The sequence below is a fragment of the Flavobacterium sp. WC2509 genome (assembly GCF_052683105.1).
The window spans coordinates 281555-302663 of sequence record NZ_JBQZFG010000001.1 but is presented as its reverse complement, the minus strand read 5'-3'; the positions used below and the strand labels follow the sequence as shown (position 1 = coordinate 302663).

The 21109-nt window shown below is 36.9% G+C and carries 9 protein-coding genes; all 9 read left to right on the top strand.

All coding sequences use genetic code 11. The features are described 5' to 3' along the window. Positions 1 to 11 precede the first annotated feature (11 nt). Complete coding sequence (locus tag ACUN3A_RS01150) at positions 12 to 7736, top strand: Ig-like domain-containing protein (RefSeq protein ID WP_445549515.1); 7725 nt, start codon at positions 12 to 14, stop codon at positions 7734 to 7736. Positions 7737 to 8000: 264 nt separating this feature from the next. Then, on the top strand, positions 8001 to 8543 hold the full coding sequence (locus tag ACUN3A_RS01145; protein ID WP_445549514.1) for a TonB-dependent receptor: 543 nt from the start codon (positions 8001 to 8003) through the stop codon (positions 8541 to 8543). Between the two features lie 137 nt (positions 8544 to 8680). Beyond that, complete coding sequence (locus ACUN3A_RS01140) at positions 8681 to 10171, top strand: glycoside hydrolase family 28 protein (protein ID WP_445549513.1); 1491 nt, start codon at positions 8681 to 8683, stop codon at positions 10169 to 10171. A 715-nt stretch (positions 10172 to 10886) separates the two neighbouring features. Then, a complete protein-coding gene (locus ACUN3A_RS01135) occupies positions 10887 to 13232 on the top strand; it encodes a hypothetical protein (protein ID WP_445549512.1) in 2346 nt (781 codons plus the stop codon). 565 nt (positions 13233 to 13797) lie between these two features. Beyond that, positions 13798 to 16134, top strand: coding sequence for a beta-galactosidase (locus ACUN3A_RS01130; protein WP_445549511.1), 2337 nt, complete (start codon positions 13798 to 13800; stop codon positions 16132 to 16134). Between the two features lie 87 nt (positions 16135 to 16221). Continuing rightward, positions 16222 to 17493, top strand: a complete 1272-nt coding sequence (locus ACUN3A_RS01125; protein WP_445549510.1) for a DUF2264 domain-containing protein — start codon at positions 16222 to 16224, stop codon at positions 17491 to 17493. 456 nt (positions 17494 to 17949) lie between these two features. Continuing rightward, positions 17950 to 19458 carry a sulfatase family protein gene (locus ACUN3A_RS01120; RefSeq protein ID WP_445549509.1) on the top strand — a complete coding sequence of 503 codons (1509 nt, stop codon included), beginning with the start codon at positions 17950 to 17952 and terminating at the stop codon, positions 19456 to 19458. 230 nt (positions 19459 to 19688) lie between these two features. Beyond that, a complete protein-coding gene (locus ACUN3A_RS01115) occupies positions 19689 to 20636 on the top strand; it encodes a family 43 glycosylhydrolase (RefSeq protein ID WP_445549508.1) in 948 nt (315 codons plus the stop codon). An 87-nt stretch (positions 20637 to 20723) separates the two neighbouring features. After that, the gene (locus ACUN3A_RS01110) at positions 20724 to 20879 is read left to right on the top strand and encodes a hypothetical protein (protein WP_445549507.1); all 156 of its coding nucleotides are present in this window, start codon (positions 20724 to 20726) and stop codon (positions 20877 to 20879) included. Positions 20880 to 21109 lie beyond the last annotated feature (230 nt).

Genomic DNA, 21109 nt, shown 5'->3' with positions numbered 1-21109 from the left:
AAATATAACCTATGCAAACAAACCTACGTATTGCGGCAGCACTAGTATTATCCCTTTTCATTAACCTTACAAGTGCCCAGACTCCTAATTGGAAAAATATTGGCCCCATACCCTTTCCAAAAAAAACCATTGGTCAGGTACACGGTATTGGACGTTGTTCCCAGATTAAATTTCACGCCACTGATCCCAACAAAATGTATGTTGCCAGTGCTTCAGGAGGATTGTACCAGAGTAATGATAAAGGCCTTAACTGGAATGTATTAGGAACGGATCAGATCACTAGAACTGGATCTGCTTCTATAGCCGTAAATCCTACCAACGATCAGGTAATTTATTGGGGAACAGGTGATGCAAATTATTACAGTACTGGTGTCGGTGTCTATAAGACAACCAATGGAGGAGCCAGTTGGACTGCATCTAATTCCGGAATGGGGAACCGACTGGTTATCGACATGATTTTTCTTCCTACGGATAACAATACTATCATTGCCGCTACGAATAATGGTATATATAAATCAACAGACGCAGGTGCTAATTGGGTCTTAAAATCTGCTGCGGGCATTCAATTTCAGGATATCTGTTACAAGCCAGGCACAAACGGTCAGATAGTTTATGCAGCAGCTGCTAAAAGTTTTTATCGTTCCGTTGATGCTGGAGAAACTTGGACTCAAATTACTTCTCCTGCCTTTGTATTTGGGGCTAACGGGACAAGAGTATCAGTTTGTGAAGCTGATCCAAGTGTTGTTTATGTTGCACACGTTGGTGCTAATACTATAGGGGAAATTTATAAATCTACAGACGGAGGAAGTACTTTTACGAACATGCGTCCGGCTTCGGATACGAATTGTATTGCTGGATATTCTGCAACTGGAGGTGGTCAGGGAGGTTATAATTTTGATATAGATGTCAATCCTGCTGATCCAAATGAGATTTATTTGTGTGCTCACTTGATATGGCGTTCTACAGATGGAGGTGTCACATGGGTACAGCAACAAAAAAGTTGGGCAGGCTACCTTCATACTGATCAGCATCAAATTTTATTTGATCCTTATGTTAGCGGTCAACTTTGGAATGCCAACGATGGCGGAGTTTGGAGCAATACAGCTAATGGAACGGGAAATTGGGCTACAAAGTCTGATGGTATAGCAGCCACCGAAGTTTATTATGGTGCCATCTCTAAAGCGAATAGAAACATAGGATATATAGGTACACAGGATAATGGTGGATTTTATTACTATAACGGCTCCTTTTATAATGACAGAGGAGGTGACTATGGACCATCTATGTGGTTTGACTACTCAGGTTATTATTATGCTGAATCAACTACCGAAAGACGTTTCTATCCTTCGGGTTCTAGTTCGTCTACGGGTCTTCCAGAACTGCCATCGTATGGGAAATTTACTTTTATCCCGGGAAATAAGGATATTGGTTATCACGCTAGTGCCCAAAAAATTTATCGTTGTACTAATTTAACGTCAGCCAATCCTTCCTGGACACTTATTTATACTACACCATTAGGTAAGACAAAAGATCTTAAGGTAGATCCTGACAATCCAGATCGGTTATATGTCTTTACGGATGGACCGGCATTATACAGATCAGACGATGCAATGACTGCCGCTTCTTTTGTTCAGACAGCACTTCCTGCTACGGCAACTAGCGGTTCTATAGCTCCCATACCTAATTCAGATGTTATTTACTTAGGGCAGGGGTCAGGCATTTATCGTTCTGCAGATAAAGGGGCAACTTGGAAAGCTACAAATGGATTTCCTGGTGCAAAAGTAGTAGAGCTCGTAGCTGATGAAAAAAGTACGAATGAGGCAATTTATGCTTCTTATGCCTTAGGCGTTTATTATAAAGACAACACCAAACCATCTTGGATAAATTACGCTGCAGGCCTTCCTATAATTTGCGGCATAACCGATATGGATATTTATAATGATGGTATTTCTAAAGGTGTATTGAATGTTTATTACTATGGAAGAGGAACATGGCAGACTGACTTAGTTCCTCCTCCTAGTAACATTACGGTAGCTATAACTTCGCCTGCCAGCAATACAACATATAGTGCACCTGCGACTATTAATCTCAGTGCAGCAGCTTCCGCAAGTTCAGGAAATATTACTAAAGTAGAATTCTATAATGGAACTACGTTGATAGGTACAAGTACATCTTCTCCATATACTTATTCCTGGAGTGGAGTATCCTCTGGAACCTATGCTCTGACTGCTGTGGCTTATGATAATTTAGGAAATAAGAAAAGCTCTGACTTAGTAACTATTACGGTTAATTTTGTTTGTAATAAAGCCACAGGCACACCTTTTGGTACGACTCGTTATGCTGCAGGTTCTGAATTTGACAAAGCATTTGACGGAGATACAAATACAGCTTTTGATGCTCAATCAGCTAATTCAGGTTATACCGGATTGGATCTTGGAGCTGCAAAGGTCGTTACAAATATCAGATATTATCCACGATCAGGAAATGCAGGAAGAATGGCTGGCGGAAAATTCCAAGGTAGTAATGTTGCTAATTTCAGTAGTGGGGTTGTAGATTTATACACCATCCCAACAGCGCCAAATTATGCTTGGCAAGACGTTAGCATACCTAACAGTATTGCCTACAGATATTACAGATATTTATCCCCGTCCAACGGTTATTGTAATGTGGCAGAAATTGAATTCTGTGCTTCCAATGCGCTTCCAACAGTAAACATTACAGCTCCGCTCAATAATACACTTTATTCTGCTGTTCCTGCGAATATAAATATTACGGCAACTGCTTCTGATCCGGATGGATCGATAAGTAAGGTTGAATTTTATCAAGGGGGGACTTTGATTGGTACTGCTGCGTCAAGTCCGTATTCGTTTAACTGGACGGGTGTTCCTGCCGGTACTTACCAGCTTAATGCCAAGGCTTATGATAATCTGAATGCTGTAGCGGTTTCCTCTAATATTACCGTCATAGTAGGAAATCAAAAACCAACAGTTTCAATTATTTCGCCTGACGATTATGCTGTCTATACCAATCCTGCAACTATTAACATTTATGCAGCAGCTTCTGACCCTGATGGCACCATCAGTAAAGTGGAATTTTATAATGGCGGCACTTTGTTAGGAACTTCAACGACCAGCCCATACAGTTACAATTGGACAAACGTGCCGATAGGCACCTATAAGCTGACAGCTAAGGCTTATGATAATAACGGAGGGACTGCAAACTCCTCACCTATAACTGTTAATGTTGTTTTCTCTTGTACTTCGCTTTCAGGCACCCCTTTTGGAACTAGTCCTTACGCTGCTGGTTCTGAATATGATAAAGCATTTGATGGTAAAACAGGTACCTTCTTTGATGCTACTTCACGTAGTTCAGGTTATACTGGATTAGATCTTGGAACTGCAAAAGTTATTAAAGGAATACGTTTCTATCCAAGGGGACCTTATGAAGACAGAATGAACGGCGGAAAATTTCAAGGTAGTAATGTTGCTAATTTCAGTAGTGGGGTTGTGGATCTATACACCATCCCTTCTGTTCCAAGTTCGGGATGGAATGGGGTAACAGTCTCCAATGCTACTGCTTTCCGATATGTGAGATATTTATCTGGAGTGGGTGGCTTTTGTAATGTAGCTGAAATAGAATTTTGCGGGTTGGACAGTGCGCCTCCAACGGTAACCATTACTGCTCCGGCTAATGGCGCTGCTTATCTAGCTCCAGCAACGATTAATATTGCCGCCAATGTAACTGGTTCCGTAAGCAAAGTGGAATTCTATATAGGGGCTTCTTTAATTGGTACAGCTACTAATAGCCCATACAATTATAACTGGACAGGAGTAGGTGCTGGAACTTACAATCTGATAGCAAAAGCTTATGATAATACCGGGGCGGTTATTTCTTCAGCTCCCGTGAACTTTACGGTCAATGATAAAAATAATAATAATAATGTTCCAACTGTAAGCATTACCGCTCCGGCTAACAATGCAATGTTTATTGCTCCGGCCACTTTCGTTATATCAGCCACAGCTAATGATACAGACGGAAACATAGACAAAGTAGAATTCTATAACGGAACGACTTTATTATCGACTTCAACAACTAGTCCGTATGCATACACTTGGAGCAATGCAGCTGCAGGAACATACACGCTGACTGCCAGAGCTTACGATAATGATGGAGCTGTTACGACTTCTTCCGCAGTATCAGTCAGAGTGAACCAACCACCTACAGTAAGCATTACTGCTCCAGCCAACAATGCAATTTATACTGCTCCAGCCACTTTCGCTATATCAGCCACAGCTAATGATACCGATGGAAACATAAGCAAAGTAGAATTCTATAATGGTACTGCGCTATTGGGAACAGTTAATGCGAGTCCGTATACTTTCAATTGGAACAATGTAGCCGCCGGAACATACACATTAACAGCTAAAGCTTACGATAATAATGATGTTGCTGCCACTTCTTCTGCAGTCTCGGTCAGAGTAAACCAACCTCCTACAGTAAGTATTATTGATCCAGCGAATAATAGCAGCTATATTGCTCCAGCCACTTTCGACGTATCAGCCACGGCTAATGATTCTGACGGAACAATTTCTAAGGTAGAATTCTATAATGGTGTTACACTATTGGCAACAGCCTATGCAAGTCCATACACTTTCAATTGGAACAATGTAGCTGCTGGAACCTACACGTTAATAGCCAAAGCTTATGATAATAATAATGTTGTTACCATCTCTTATCCAATTGAAATTAAGGTAAATACACTAGTCAATCAATCTCCTTCGGTTAGCATTACTTCTCCTGCTAATAATGCTGTATTTATTGCTCCTGCAACTATTACGATCAATGCTGACGCAACCGACCCTGATGGAACAATTTCTAAGGTGGAATTCTATAATGGAACAACTTTATTATCGACTTCAACAACTAGTCCGTATACATACACTTGGAACAATGTGGCGGCCGGAAGTTACGAGATAATGGTAAAAGCGTTTGATAACGATGCAGAAGCTACATCGTCTGTGGTAAACGTAGTCGTTAATAATAATCAACCTCCTTCAGCTAGCATTACTTCGCCGGCTAATAATACAGTATTTATTGCTCCTGCAAGTATTACAATCGATGCTTTGGCAGAAGATTCTGATGGTACAATTTCTAAGGTAGAATTCTATAACGGAACAACTTTATTATCGACTTCAATAGGTCCTAGGTATACATACAGTTGGGACAATGTTGTGGCCGGAAGTTACGCTATAACTGTAAAATCGTATGATAATTTAAATGCAGCAACTACATCGTCTGTGGTAAACGTAGTCGTTAATAATAGTAATAATAATCAATTTCCGACGGTAAGCATTACTTCTCCGGCTAATAATACAGTATTTATTGCTCCTGCAAGTATTACAATCGATGCTGTAGCAGCCGATTCTGATGGAACAATTTCTAAGGTGGAATTCTATAACGGAACAACTTTATTATCGACTTCAACAACCAGTCCATATACATACACTTGGAACAATGTGGCGGCTGGAACTTATGCCATAACTGCAAAATCGTATGATGACTTAAATGCAACAGCTACATCGCCTGTGGTAAACGTAATAGTTAATAATAATAATCAACCTCCTTCAGCTAGCATTATTTCTCCGGCTAATAATACAGTATTTATTGCTCCTGCAAGTATTACAATCGATGCTTTAGCAGAAGATTCTGACGGAACAATTTCTAAGGTAGAATTCTATAACGGAACCACTTTATTATCGACTTCAATAACCGATCCATATACATACACTTGGAACAATGTGGCTGCAGGAACGTACGCGTTGATTGTCAAAGCTTACGATAATAATGATGTTGCTACCACTTCTTCTGCAGTATCAGTCAGAGTGAACCAACCACCTACAGTAAATATTACCGCTCCGGCCAACAATGCAGTTTATGCCGCTCCAGCCACTTTCGCCATAACAGCCACCGTTAACGATGCCGACGGAAACATTAGCAAAGTGGAATTCTATAATGGAGCTGTACTGTTGGGAACCGTTACTGCAAGTCCGTATACTTATACTTGGACAAATGCGGCTGCGGGTACTTATATATTAACTGCTAAGGTTTATGATAATGATAATGCTACCGCTACTTCGTCTTCGATTACGGTAATTGTAAACAATGCGCCTACAGTAAGTATTACTGCTCCAGCGAATAACAGCAGCTATACTGCCCCTGCTTTTGTAACTATTACTGCTACGGCTTCGGATACAGATGGAAGTGTGAACCGAGTAGAATTCTATAATGGAATTAATTTAATTGCTACTTCAACCACTACTCCATACACTTGTAACTTAACAAATCTTCCTGCAGGTGCTTACTCATTGACCGCCAAAGTCTATGATGATAGAGGTACATCTACTGCTTCTTCTCCAATTGCAATTACGGTAAATACACCAGTGAATCAATCTCCTTCGGCTAGCATCACTTCGCCTGCTAATAATACAACATTTATTGCTCCCACAAGCATTACAATCAATGCTATAGCAGCCGATTCTGATGGAACAATTTCTAAGGTAGAATTCTATAACGGAGCCACTTTATTATCGACTTCAACAACCAGTCCATATAAATACACTTGGAACAATGTGGCAGCCGGAACTTATGCTTTAACGGTAAAATCGTATGATAACTTAAATACAACAGCTACATCATCAGTGGTAAACGTAGTGGTTAATAATAATCAAGTTCCGACGGTAAGGGTTACTTCTCCTGCTAATAATACAGCATTTATTGCTCCTGCAAGTGTTACAATCAATGCTGTAGCAGCTGATTCTGATGGAACAATTTCTAAGGTAGAATTCTATAACGGAGCAACTTTATTATCAACATCAACAACCAGTCCGTATACATACACTTGGAACAATGTAGCGGCCGGAACTTATCAGATAGTAGCAAAAGCCACAGACAATACAGGAAACGTTACCAGCTCGACTCCTGTAACTATTGTTGTGAAAGCTAAGCCAATTGTTAGTATGATATCTCCTTCTGTAAATGATCAGGTGGTAGATAGTGGAAGTGATATTTTGTTCAATTTCAATGTGACTGATCCTGATAGGGTATTAAAATCCATTATTATTAAAGACAATGGGGTGATAATTTCTACACTAAATAAGTCTCCTTATTCATTTACTCTTACTAATATGAGTTCGGGAGACAATCATTTCACAGCAGCTGCTGTCCTTGAAAATGGTACCGAATATACATTTGCAAGTTTGAATATAATAGGTAGAAATTGCAAAAGTGAAGTATGGAATGCTTCAACTGATTATTTAATTGGAGATCAGGTAATCTATCAGAATAGTATTTACAGAGCCTTGGTAATTAATACGAACAAGCAACCAGATCAAGATAGTTCCATTTGGTCTAAGATAGGAACTTGTGAAAATCAAGGACTTGAATATAGTTGGGCACGTCTCTACACCTTATATCCCAATCCATGTACAACATATTTCAATATCAAATTTTTTGATTGTGCCGGAAAGAGTTTTTATTATCGGATAGTAGATATAAGCGGTAGGCTCATTAGAGATAAAAGCAGTGAGAGTATCAAGGATGCGATATTTGAGAAAGAGGTAAAAATTCAAGGATTGTCTTCAGGGACTTACATTGTATATATTCATATAGATGAGAAGGTATTTAGTGAAAAAATAATTGTCGTAGAAAAACCTTCTATGTATAAGAAAAAAAAATAATGTTTTATACCATTTAGAAATATAAAGTAATCCAATTCTTGCTCCCTCTCCTTTGGAGAGGGCCGGGGTGAGGTAAAACAAATAAACTATTTTATATTTCTAAATGGTTTTAATTATTTTTCACGTAAGGTAAGAGAAGAATAATCAACCATTATTGATATTCTAGTGGTTGTGTAATCATAAAGCTTTATGATACAATATCCACAACCCTTTTTTATCTACAAGAAAAATTTTAAATCAATTTATTAATAATTATCAAATTAAATGAAAAAAGTGAACTCTTTAGCAGCATTCTTCGTTGCTATTACTGCTTATTCGCAACAAATTGTCGACACAACAGAGTCAGAAAAATTAAAAGAATTACATATAACTACAGAGCGTTACTCCAAGTCTACTCAAAATATTGAGTCCATTTTGCAAAAGGAAATAGAACTTCAAAAAAGTCAAAACACTGCCGATTTACTAGCTAATACAGGTACAGTATCGCAACAGGGTGGAGGAAGTCCCGTGTTAAGAGGGTTTGAAGCCAATAAGATTCTGCTTTTGGTGGATGGAATCAGAATGAACAACCTTATTTACAGAGCAGGACATTTACAGAATATAATTACTGTTGACGAAAACATATTGGAACAGATTGATGTTCTATTTGGACCTGCATCTACTGTTTTTGGGAGTGATGCCTTGGGTGGTGCCATTAACATGAAAACCAAAAAACCGATGTTTCTGACCCAAACAAATAATAAAGTGTTTTCGGGAAATTCTAGTATAAAACTTCAGGGATTTGTAAAACCCAAAATCGCTATTTAGGTTTTGGGCTTTCTTTTTGAAATCCTATACTGAAATCAAGAGTTTTACTCATTTTTATAAAATCAGTCTGTAGATGAATTATTCTTTAGACCCAGAAACAGCTAGGCTATATGGAATAAATTTAAAAATTAAATTGAATGAAAGGAAATAAAACAGTAGTATTGGTTTTTGTAGGATTTTTTTCTTTTTTTATCGTAAAAGCACAGGAAGTGTCTTGGGAAAAAAGAACTGTCAACAATCTCAGTAATATGGCGGATTCACTCACTAAAAATCTAAAACCATGGAAAGTGCCTTCAGCTATATTCAAGGTCGAAAGCTACGGTGCCATTGCTGACGGTCAAACCTTGAATACTGTCGCTATTCAAAAAGCAATTGATGCCTGTTCAAAAAAAGGCGGCGGAACAGTTTTGTTTTCAAATGGGAATTATGTGACAGGAACGATAGTATTAAAATCGAATGTAATGCTCGAAGTGTCAAAAAAGGCTAAAATATTGGGCAGTACCAATATTAAGGATTATCCATATAAAATAGAGTCTTTCGTAAGCATAATGAGTGAAACGTATGAATTTAAGCAATCACTGATTTATGCCGAAAAGGCTATAAATGTTGGCATTAAAGGAAAAGGCGAAATATATTTTAGGGGAGAAAAAGTAAATTTTCCCGGACCAGAAACAATAGGCAAGATTGTGGATAGGCCTTTAGGGATCCGAATGATTGAATGCAAAAACATAGTACTTCAAGATATTTCGTTAAAAAATTCTGCTGCTTGGATGCAAAATTATTTATACTGTGAAAACTTAATTTTTGACGGAATAAATGTCTTCAACCACGCTAATTATAATAATGATGGTTTAGACCCCGATGGATGCAAAAACGTGATTGTTCGGAATTGTTTCATTAATTCCGAAGATGATGCAATGTGCCTAAAAGGAGCAAGTAACCGTTTGTCTGAAAATATATTAATTGAAAATTCTACTTTTTATTCAACTTGTAATTCATTAAAAATAGGCACAGATACACAAGGTTCTTTTAAAAATATAATAGCACGAAATTTAGTTCTGGGAGGTGTACCAAAATCGTTTGACTCATTTAGGGGGTATGAAGTAAGCTCAGGTATTACTTTAGCGACTGTCGATGGTGGAAATGTTGAAAATATTTTTATTTCAAACATTACCATTGATCAATCACGTTGCCCAATTTTTATTCGAATAGGAAGTAGGGGAAGGGTAATAAAGGGAATTCAAAAACCAATTTCAGGTTCTATGAAACAGGTCGTGATTACTAACGTAAAGGGAAAATCAAATTTTGTGCAGGGATCGTTAATCACAGGGATAGGCGGTCATGTTATTGAAGATGTTGTAATTAGAAATGTGAACATTTCGATGGAAGGCGGTGGAACTAAAGAAATGGCAAACGCAACTGTTGCCGAAGATGAAGGAGGGTATCCTGATGCAGGTAAATTTTCTAGAAAAGGGCTTCCTTCGTATGGGTTTTATATACGACACGCCAGAAATATACTTTTAGATAATGTAAAAATCACCCCAATAAATTCGGATGATAGACCAGATTTTAAATCAGGTGGGGATATTCAAAATATCATCATAAATGGAAATACATTGGATAAATAGAAATATTCTGGTTTGCAGAATTTGGAGTAAGGGTAGAAGCAAGTCATGGTTTTCCTAATGAGTAAATCCAGAAAAAAGTCCTGAAATTTTGCATCTTATTTTGCACTTTCTGCTCTTCTAGTTTCAGCGCTCAATGTTACATTGGCGTCTGGGATGAATGCTTCCTTCAGGATACCGTCAACAGTGGTTCTGAAATAAACATTTCTAATTTACTCTCATTGCGATGTGCTTTCAAAAAGAAAATCAATCCACAGCTTTTTTTGCACAATGCATAATTTGACTTATTAGATTAGTAAATGTAGAATTATAGGGTCATTTAAACACAATGTAAATGTGTTTAACACTTTTGTTTGTAAGATTTTCATGAAGCGTCAGCAAGTTTTCAAAATGGGCTACGATTGTGCCATAACGATTTCTGTGCTTATGCACTTTTGGATGCAAACAGAATAAATACCTCCCCTTGAAAGAACGATTACCCCCACTTTATTGCCTATTGTTATAGTTATTTTTGGAATATTGGGAGAACTAATTTTGGAATATAAACGAACAAAAACCGGATCAATATGATTTTACGGTGCAAAATGGTGTGGCCGAAATTGTTCGTCTAATTCTAAAATAAAAAAACGAGATTTATTGTGTTGTTAATCAAATTACTACGTTGTAATTAAATTGAAAATTGTATTTAGTTACTATTTAAAACCTACATCCTTTTAGCATGAAAATAATTATCAGAATTTGCAGTTTACTATTTTGTTTTCAATCCTTTTCACAAACCGTTAGTAATCAAGAAAAAATACGAAATTACATAGAAACCTATTTTTATTACGATAGAGAAATTATACATGTCGATTTCAATAAAAACATTTATGCAAATAATGAGGATCTTGCTTTCAAAGGATATGTTTGGAGCAAGAACAGCAACATGCCGCACGCCAATACCACCAATATGGAATTGGTAATCTATAATGAACAACAAGAAATCGTTCAAAGACAATTACTTTTTACGAACAAAGGCACTTTTACTGGAGGAATTCATCTGAACAATAAATTCAAAGCAGGCAAATACTACTTCCATTTTTACACCAATTGGATGAATAATTTCAAAGAAGACGACTCTTTTACCCAAGAGATTGAAATCATCGACATAAACCAACCATACAATTTTAAAACAAAAGAACCGAACTGGAAAAATCCAACCATAACCATCTATCCTGAAGGCGGTTCGATTATATCTGATATCAACAATACAATTGGGGTTAACATCAAAGACTGCAATAAAAAAGGAATAGAGACAGACGGAATTGTTTTAGACTCCAAATCAAATGAAGTTTCGCATTTCCATACCAACAAAATGGGAAATGGGGCTTTTTATTTCATTCCTAAAAATAACGAAATTTATATCCTAAAAATAAAAACCGACAAATTAACCGCATCCCAAATATTGCCCAAGGTCCAAGAAACAGGAATCATTGTCACTTATAACAACCTATCTAACAACAAACTTATAGTTGATGTTAAGACAAATGAAAAAGGAGTTGAACTGTATCAAGACAAAAAATTCGTCTTACTATTTCAACAGAACGGAAACTTCTCACAGAAAGAAATTACTTTTAAAAACAAGGCAAATGAGCAGCCTTTACTTCTTGACAAAGGTAAATTACCAACTGGTGTCAATAGTATTCGGCTAATTGATGAAGACTTAAATGAAATCTCAGAAAGATTGTTATACATCTATGCTGAAAAAGCACCAATTACAACACTTGAGGCAAAACCAATTGCCGACGACAGCATACTATTGTCAGGAAAGACAGAAGCTATCCAAGCCGATTTAAGCATGAGTGTACTACCCGAAAAGAACGTCTGTGTTAATCAAAACAGATCCATTATTGGCACTTTTTACCTTAACGCCTATTTAGAAAATCCAGAAATAGACAATTACTCCTATTACAATCCTGAAAATAGCGATGGAAAACGAGATATGGAACTATTAATGCTTAACCAAAATAAAAGTAAGTTCTTGTGGGACAATATAAAATCTGAACCAAAAAAGATCACGTATACCTTTGAAAAAGGAGTAACAATAAGCGGAAAAGTAGAAAAAAAATTAGAACCAAATTCTAAATACAAAATTTCCCTTGTTTCATTTAAAGACAATTTATTTGACCAAACCCCCGTCGATCAAAATAATGATTTTAAATTTGAAAACTATATTGCTAAAGACTCAACTGTATATGTTTTACAAATGGTGAATGAAAAAGGCATATCAAAAGCTTCTAAAATTGAAGCGAAGATACCTCCTTATCCATCCAACTTTGTATTGCCGTTTCAATTTAACCAAAGCTGTCCTGCCGAAAAAAAACAGGAAAATGCTTTTACATTTAATGCTCCTCAAAAAGAAAACGTTCTAAAAGAAGTCATTATTCTGAACAACTCAAAAACGGCTTTGACTCATCAATCAAGCATGAGTGGCAATGCTTCAGCTTACAAAATCACAGAAAAAGATTTTGAAAAGGTTTTAAATTTTATAGGAAGACATGGCTATCGCACTGGGGTTACAGAGACAAATGATGTTTTTATCAGAAGCAATAGAAACTTCGATTTAAGCGATTCATCAGGTTCTCCTGCTGTGTATATAGATGACATTCAATTATTGGATCTAAACTTCATATTTAACCTAACCTTAAATGATGTGGACGAAATCTATATTGACGAATCTGGGGCCTCCGACATAACAACAACCAGCCATGGAACGATTAAAATCTACCTCAGAGATCAAGCCAAAAAAAGAAATTACAATGTCAAATTCTCTTCATTAATCGTGACAAGAGGCTTTACTCAAGACATACAATACAAGAATTCACTATTCGAAACCCCAAATGAATTTTCCTATTTTGGAACTTTAAATTGGACGCCAAACATCGCCATAAAAGACAATCCAAATTATGAAATTAAGTTCCCAAATGACAATCAAAAAGAAATTCAGGTTTTGTTACAAGGATTTTCTCAAGACGGACAATTAATTTCAGAAATTAAAAAAATCCCCATATCATCGACTCAATAACATCTCTTAAACTTTAAAAAAAAATAAAACCATTAAGGGATTTTAGATTGAAGATTGCTTCGCCTGTTCGCCTTTCAGGCTCGGGTAACGATTTATGATTTGCTTCGCCTGTTCGCTATCGCTTGAGTCAGATTTGGTGTTGCTAAATATTAGATTGTCGATTTTAGTAGGCCAATTCCATCCTAAATCAAAAATCGTTAATCAAAAATCAGCAATCAAATTATTTTTCTTCCTTAATTTAATGACATTGGGCTTTAGCCGTTTAGTTCGTGTGATTATTTTCAACGTATAGAATCTATAATAAAGCATACTCTAACGGAATAGCCAAACACGTTAGAGTATGCTTATTTTTAATATTGGGTATTTCGTTTTTACATAAAGCACAAGAAATGAACGAATAATGATTTATGTACTTGTTTGCTTTTGGTACAAACAGAATAAATTACTCCCCTATAAAGAACTGATACCCCCACTTTATTTTTGTTGTTATAGTTATTTTTGGAACATTGAGAGAACCAACTCCACCATTTTTTTTAACCAATCTTTTTGTGAAAAAACTAAAATAATGAAAAACAAATTATTGATTGTCATTTTGATATCCTGTCTTTTTGGGCATGACGGAATTGCCCAAGCGCAAAATAATTCATTTACTCTTGGAAAAAAAGAATTCCTGTTAAACGGGAAACCATTCATTATTCGTGCGGCCGAGCTGCATTACCCTCGTATTCCAAAACAATATTGGGAGCAAAGAATCCAACTTTGCAAAGCCATGGGAATGAATACCGTTTGTATTTATCTGTTTTGGAATATACACGAACAAAAACCAGATCAATATGATTTTACCGGGCAAAATGATGTGGCCGAATTTGTACGCCTTATTCAAAAAAACGGTATGTACTGTATCGTGCGTCCTGGTCCTTATGTATGTGCTGAATGGGATATGGGAGGGTTGCCATGGTGGTTACTGAAAAAAAAGGACATCCATCTGCGTGAACTTTCGGATTCTTATTTTATGGAGCGTACCAAAAAGTTTTTGGATGTAGCAGGGAAACAATTGGCTCCTTTACAAATTCAAAACGGCGGAAACATTCTTATGGTGCAAGTAGAGAATGAGTACGCGGCTTTTGGAAGCGACAGTGCCTATATGAAAACGATGCGCGACAATGTTAGAAAAGCGTTTGATAAAGTGCAATTATTCCGTTGTGATTGGGGTTCCAATTTTAACAATTATAAATTAGATGATGTTGCGGTAAGTTTGAATTTTGGGGCTGGAGCCGATATCGATAAAGAATTTAAAGTTTTTCAGGAAGTCAATCCAACTGCGCCTTTGATGTGTAGCGAATATTGGACGGGTTGGTATGATCGTTGGGGAAAACCACATGAAACACGTTCTGTAGATAGTTTTATAGGCAGCCTAAAAGACATGATGGACAGAAAAATTTCGTTCAGTCTTTATATGGCACATGGGGGAACTTCTTTTGGACAATGGGGTGGTGCAAACGACGCTCCTTTCTCACCAATGACAACTTCCTACGATTACAATGCGCCGATAGGTGAACAAGGTAATACTACTGAGAAATTTTTTGCCATTCGTAACTTGTTGAAGAATTATTTGCAGGAGGATGAAAAATTAGGAGAAATTCCTGCTGCCATTCCTGTTATTGAAATTCCGACTTTTGAATTAAAAGAGAGCGCTTCTTTATTTGCTAATTTGCCACTTGCAAAAAAATCTGAAAATATCCAGTCGATGGAAAACTTTGATCAGGGTTGGGGACGCATTCTTTACAGAACAAAACTGGTAGCTTCGACAACAAAGCAAAAGATGGTTATAGCCGATCTTCACGATTGGGCGACAGTATTTATAAATGGTAAAGCCATAGGAAGATTAGATCGCAGAAAAGGGGAAAACACGATCGAAATTCCGGCTTTACCAAAAAACTCACAACTGGATATTTTGGTTGAAGCTTTGGGGCGTGTCAATTACGGCAATACAATCCTTGACAGAAAAGGAATAACGGAAAAAGTGGAAGTGACAAATGGATCAACAACCAAAGATTTAAAAAACTGGGAGGTTTATAATTTTCCTGTTGATTATGCATTTCAAAAAAATGTTAAATACCAAACTGGAGCTATCAATGGTCCTGGGTGGCATAAAGGCACATTCAACTTGACAAAAGTTGGAGATGCGTTTTTAGACGTGAGCACTTGGGGAATAGGAATGGTATGGGTTAATGGTCATAATTTGGGGCGTTTTTGGAAAATTGGACCACAACAGACTTTATATGTACCGGGAGCTTGGCTACTACAAGGAAAAAATGAAATAATTATTTTGGACGTGGATAAACCAATAAGCACAAAAGTGACAGGATTGGCAAAACCTATTTTGGACAAAATAAATATTGATGGTTCTTTATTGAATAGAAAAGTCGGACAAAAGTTGGATTTATCTCTAGAAACTCCAGTACAGAGTGGCACATTTACTAATGACAACGGCTGGAAAAATGTTGATTTTCAAAAAGTAAGCACTGGTAGGTATTTTTGCCTAGAAGTACTGAATTCTCAAAAAGCTGATGATGCGCTTACCACGCTTTCAGAATTGGAATTGATAGGGGCAGACGGGAAAAAGATACCTGTAGCAAAATGGAAAATCGTCTATGCCGACAGCGAAGAAGTAACTTCTGGAAATTATACAGCTGAAAAGGTTTTTGATAAACAGGAATCCACTTTTTGGCAAACGCAGTCTGTTGGGGCAAAACCTGTACATCCACACCAAATTATAATTGATTTGGGAGAAGTTGAAGCAATAAAAGGACTTAGATACTTACACCGTTTTGACAACAAACCTGAAGGTATGATCAAGGATTATAAAGTATTCCTAAAATCAGTTCCATTTAAGCTATAATCTTTCTTTGATGCATATTGGATTAACCGGATTTGTTGAAAATATAGAATCACATAATTAACCATACAAACCAAATAATTTTAAAAGATGAAAAGAAAGTTTTTGCAGGGAATGTTCTGTATAATGCTTGTGTCTGTTTGTTGCAACAATATAATTGCCCAAAAAAAAGAAAAAAGTAATAAAAGAAACGTGGCTACTCAAGCAGCCAATGGGTTGGCAGATCGTAAATTTTGGCTTAGCCAAATGGATAAAATGGTAAGACCAATGGTGCGTAGCTTGGCGCATGACAGCCTGCGTATCAATATGCCGACAACGGTTTCAATTTACAGTGAAGACCCGGAAGGTCGTCGTAAAGCGCAGTATCTAGAAGTATTGGGAAGAGTACTAAGTGGCATTGCTCCATGGTTGCAATGCGAGGGTGGTGATGCTGCCGAAAAGGAGTTGCGCAAGCAATACAGAGAATGGTCTTTGCAGGGATTGCATAATGCCGTAGATCCCTCTGCCAAAGATTATATGCGTTTTGATCAAGTAAATCAGCAATTGGTGGATGCTTCTTATATCGCTTTGGCGTTTCACCGAGCTCCTTGGCTCTGGAAAAATTTGGATGTACAAAGCAAAGAAAGATTGATTACTTCTTTTCGTGCCACACGCCGCGTTAAACCGCCATTTAGTAATTGGCTGCTTTTTTCAGGTATGATTGAAGCTTTTTTCTATGAAACTGGAAACGAATGGGATTCGATGCGAGTGGATTACACCATGAGACAGTTGGATCAATGGTACCGTGGTGACGGTATATATGGCGATGGTCCTAATTTTGCGTATGATTATTACAACAGTTATGTAATCCATCCTTATTTGGCGACCATTAGCGAAATAATGAATAAAAAAAATGATGACTACAAGGCAATGGGTGAAAAAATTGCCAAACGCAACGAACGTTATGCTGTTATTCAGGAAAAATTGATAAATACAGATGGTAGTTATCCAGCCACAGGAAGATCGATTATATATCGTGGTGGCGCTTTTCATCATTTGGCAGATATGGCTTGGCGCACGAAATTACCTTCGGAGTTATCTCCTGCCAGTGTACGCTGTGCTTTAACTGCAGTGATTAAAAAAACATTGGAAAGTCCTACTACTTATACTAAAGACGGTTGGTTAACAATTGGTTTGTATGGTTTTCAGCCCCATCTTGCCGATTATTATAATAATTCAGGAAGCCCTTATATCTGCACGAACATTTTTCTGCCTTTGGGCTTGCCGGAAACGGATCCTTTCTGGGCAAATCCAGTAGAAAAATGGAGCGCACAGAAAATATGGAGTGGAGAAGATTATCATGGTGATCACAAAATAGAATAACAACAGAATGTTTAGTTAACAATAAGGATTTTATATTTTAGTTTAAAAAGCTGTCCAAAGTAATTTTGAACTGCCCCCAAAAAGCTAGACACTATTTGGGGGCAGTTTTTTTGTTTAAATAATTCAAGCTGCTCAATTTTTACTGAAGATTTACAAGCAGTATTTCTGATAAAAAAAAACGAATAGCATTTTTTTTTGCCCTGTAAAAATGATTTTTATTAAAAAAAACAAAGCGATAAATTTCATTTTTATTGATTTTTAGAGACATCAGAACAGTTTGCTCCCCTTCAAAGAACTATTACCCCCACTTGTACTTTATCGTTATAGTTAATTTTGGTACAACAAGAAACTAACCAAACCAACTTAAAGCATTAATGTTTATGAAAATGAATTACGGGTTCTTTACGGGTAATTTCATTTTATTAAAAACATGTTTTAATTATAAAGGATAAACAAATGAAAAAAATTAGAGCAGTTATTTTTTGCATACTCTTTGCACATACAACTTTTGGACAGCAGAAACCAAACGTCGTGTTTATTTATGTAGATGATTTAGGTTATGGTGATTTAAGTTGTTATGGAGCTTCTAAAATAAAAACACCCAATTTGGATATGCTTGCAAAAAGCGGGATACAATTTTCCAATGCACATTCAACTTCGGCGACCTGTACACCGTCACGTTATGCATTGCTGACAGGACGATATCCTTGGAGACAGAATGGAACAGAAATTTTACCGGGAGATGCCAAACTAATCATTCCCACTGACAAAACTACTTTGCCAAAAGTTTTCCAAAGAGCTGGGTATAAAACTGGAATTGTGGGGAAATGGCATTTAGGATTGGGTAATGAAGTGGAAAAAAACTGGAACGAGGAGATAAAACCGGGACCAAATGAAGTCGGATTTGATTATTCGTTTATTTTTCCGGCAACTGCGGATCGTGTTCCCTCGGTTTTTTTAGAAAATCACAACGTAATAGGATTGGATAGTTCAGATCCAGTGGCTGTGAATTATTCAACAAAAATTGGGAATGAACCCACCGGAAAAGAAAATCCTGAATTGTTGAAACTGAAATCTTCGCCAAACCATGGTCACGACAATACGATAGTAAACGGTATAGGTCGGATAGGTTATATGAGTGGAGGTAAAGTGGCACGTTGGACGGATGAAGAAATGCCGCTTACGTTTCTCACCAAAGCAAAAGAATTCATAAACCAAAATAAAAAAAGTCCATTCTTTTTATTTTATGCACTTACAGAACCACATGTTCCAAGAATGCCTTCGACAATGTTTAAGGGAAAAAGTGGATTGGGTCTAAGAGGAGATGCAATCCTGCAATTGGATTGGGCGGTTGGCGAAATTTTGGCACAATTGAAAACGGCAGGTATCGAAAAAAATACCATCATAATTTTCAGTAGTGACAACGGACCTGTACTCGATGATGGATATATGGATGAAGCCGTTACGAAGTTGAATGGACACACACCCAGTGGGCCATTGCGCGGGGGTAAATACAGTGCGTTTGAAGCAGGAACAAGAGTGCCTTTTATTCTTAGTTGGCCAGGTAAAGTGAGTCCATCAGTTTCTGATGCATTGATTAGCCAAATTGATTTGGTTGCTTCTTTTTCAAAATTATTGAATCAAAATATCCCAGCTGGTGATGCGATTGATAGTGAAAATAGGATAGATGTTTTACTTGGAAAAACCAAGCAAGGACGAAATATTTTGGTTGAACAAGGAGGTGCTTTAGCTGTTGTAAGAAATGAATGGAAATACATCAGCCCTTCAAAAGGTCCTGCTATTCTTGAATTGAAGGGAATAGAAACAGGAAGCTCAACAACAGCACAGTTGTATAACCTGAAAGAAGATATTGGGGAAAAAAGCAACTTGGCAGAAAAATATCCTGAAAAAGTAAAAGAAATGACACTGTTGCTTGAAAAGATAAAGCAAGGAAATAATAAATAGAAAGTATGAACTATTTATATGTTGCAATTCTATTTTGTCACAGTTTATAAATGCAGTTGAATCCATTTAAAAAAATTGATCGTAAATTTTAGTTAGTAGTTAGGTTGATGATTGAGGATTGGAATAATTAGGCAGGTTATTGGTTTTCCTGTCTAATTCCCATCCTTATTTTTAATCTTGATTGTGGCTAAATCGTTAAAGAATTTTATTAATAATTAAAAATAACAATAATGAAAGTTTGTAAGATCTCAATCCTGTTTGCAATGGCATTTACGGGCTCTATGGTAAGTGCTCAAAATCCTGTCATAAGAAATATGTATACGGCAGATCCTTCTGCAAGAGTATTCAATGATACACTGTATGTTTACCCAAGCCATGATAGGGACAATGCCAAGTGGTGGGATATGGAAGATTGGCATGTGTTCAGTACCACCGACATGAAAAAATTTGAGGATCATGGAAAAGCTTTTTCATTGACCGACATTCCATGGGCCAAAAAATTTGCCTGGGCACCTGACTGTGCTTACAGAAATGGTAAATATTATTTTTATTACCCTACCGATCAGGATAACATAGGAGTGGCAGTGGGTAATCGTCCTTATGGACCTTTTAAAGATCCTTTAGGAAAGCCGTTATTATCAAGAAAATCAGAAGGAGTTGTTGCCAACAGAGATTTTATTGACCCGAATGTATTTATAGATGATGACGGACAGGCTTATTTATTTGCCGGCCAATTGGAAGTAAATGCGGTAAAGTTGAATAAGGACATGATTTCGTATAAAGGCAAAGTAAACATCATCAAAGGAACCGATCATTTTTTTGAAGCAATTTGGGTGCATAAATACAATGGCAAATATTATATGTCGTATGCAGGTAAAAAAGACGACAAAAGCGCTGACAGTATTTTATATGCCATGGCCGATAACGTGTTGGGACCATACACTTATAAAGGAGAAATTCTGCCACCGGTAAACAGTGGTACCAATCATCATTCGATTGTTCAATATAAAGGCAAATGGTACTTGTTTTATCATACTGCCGATTTGGCCCTGCAAAATATTCCGGCCGGATCAGAAGATAGAAAGTACATACAATGGAGAAGATCCGTTTGTGTAGATGAGCTTCATTACAATAGTGATGGAACCATTCAAATGGTGCAACCAACTGTAGGGAAGTAGTAAATTTTTAAGCTAAAATGACCAAAGAATAAAACCAATTTGGATAAAGCAAAATACCAGCCAGTGGTTGAAAAAGGATGGTAATCCATGGTGAAATCAGTGTTTCCTAATGGTAAATTAGGCTTGGTGCAACCAGTAGGTGCCGATCCGCAGAAAGTAACAGAAGACATGACTGCCGTTTACGGTGTTGGCGCTTTTTTATTGGCTGGTACGGAGATGGTCAAGTTGGTAGAAAATAAATAATTAGATATTATTTAAATATAGAGGATGTTCGAAAAGTAATTTTTGAGCATCCTCTACATTTTTTAGAACAGTGTAAATTACATTTTTTAAACTTCAATTTCATGGAGGTAATAAGGAAAAAGATTATGTATAGATGAACTTCATTACAATAGTATTGTAACTGTTCAAATGGTTAAACCAGTTGAAATGGGACAATAATAAATTTTAATGATGTAACTTTTTTTCTGCAG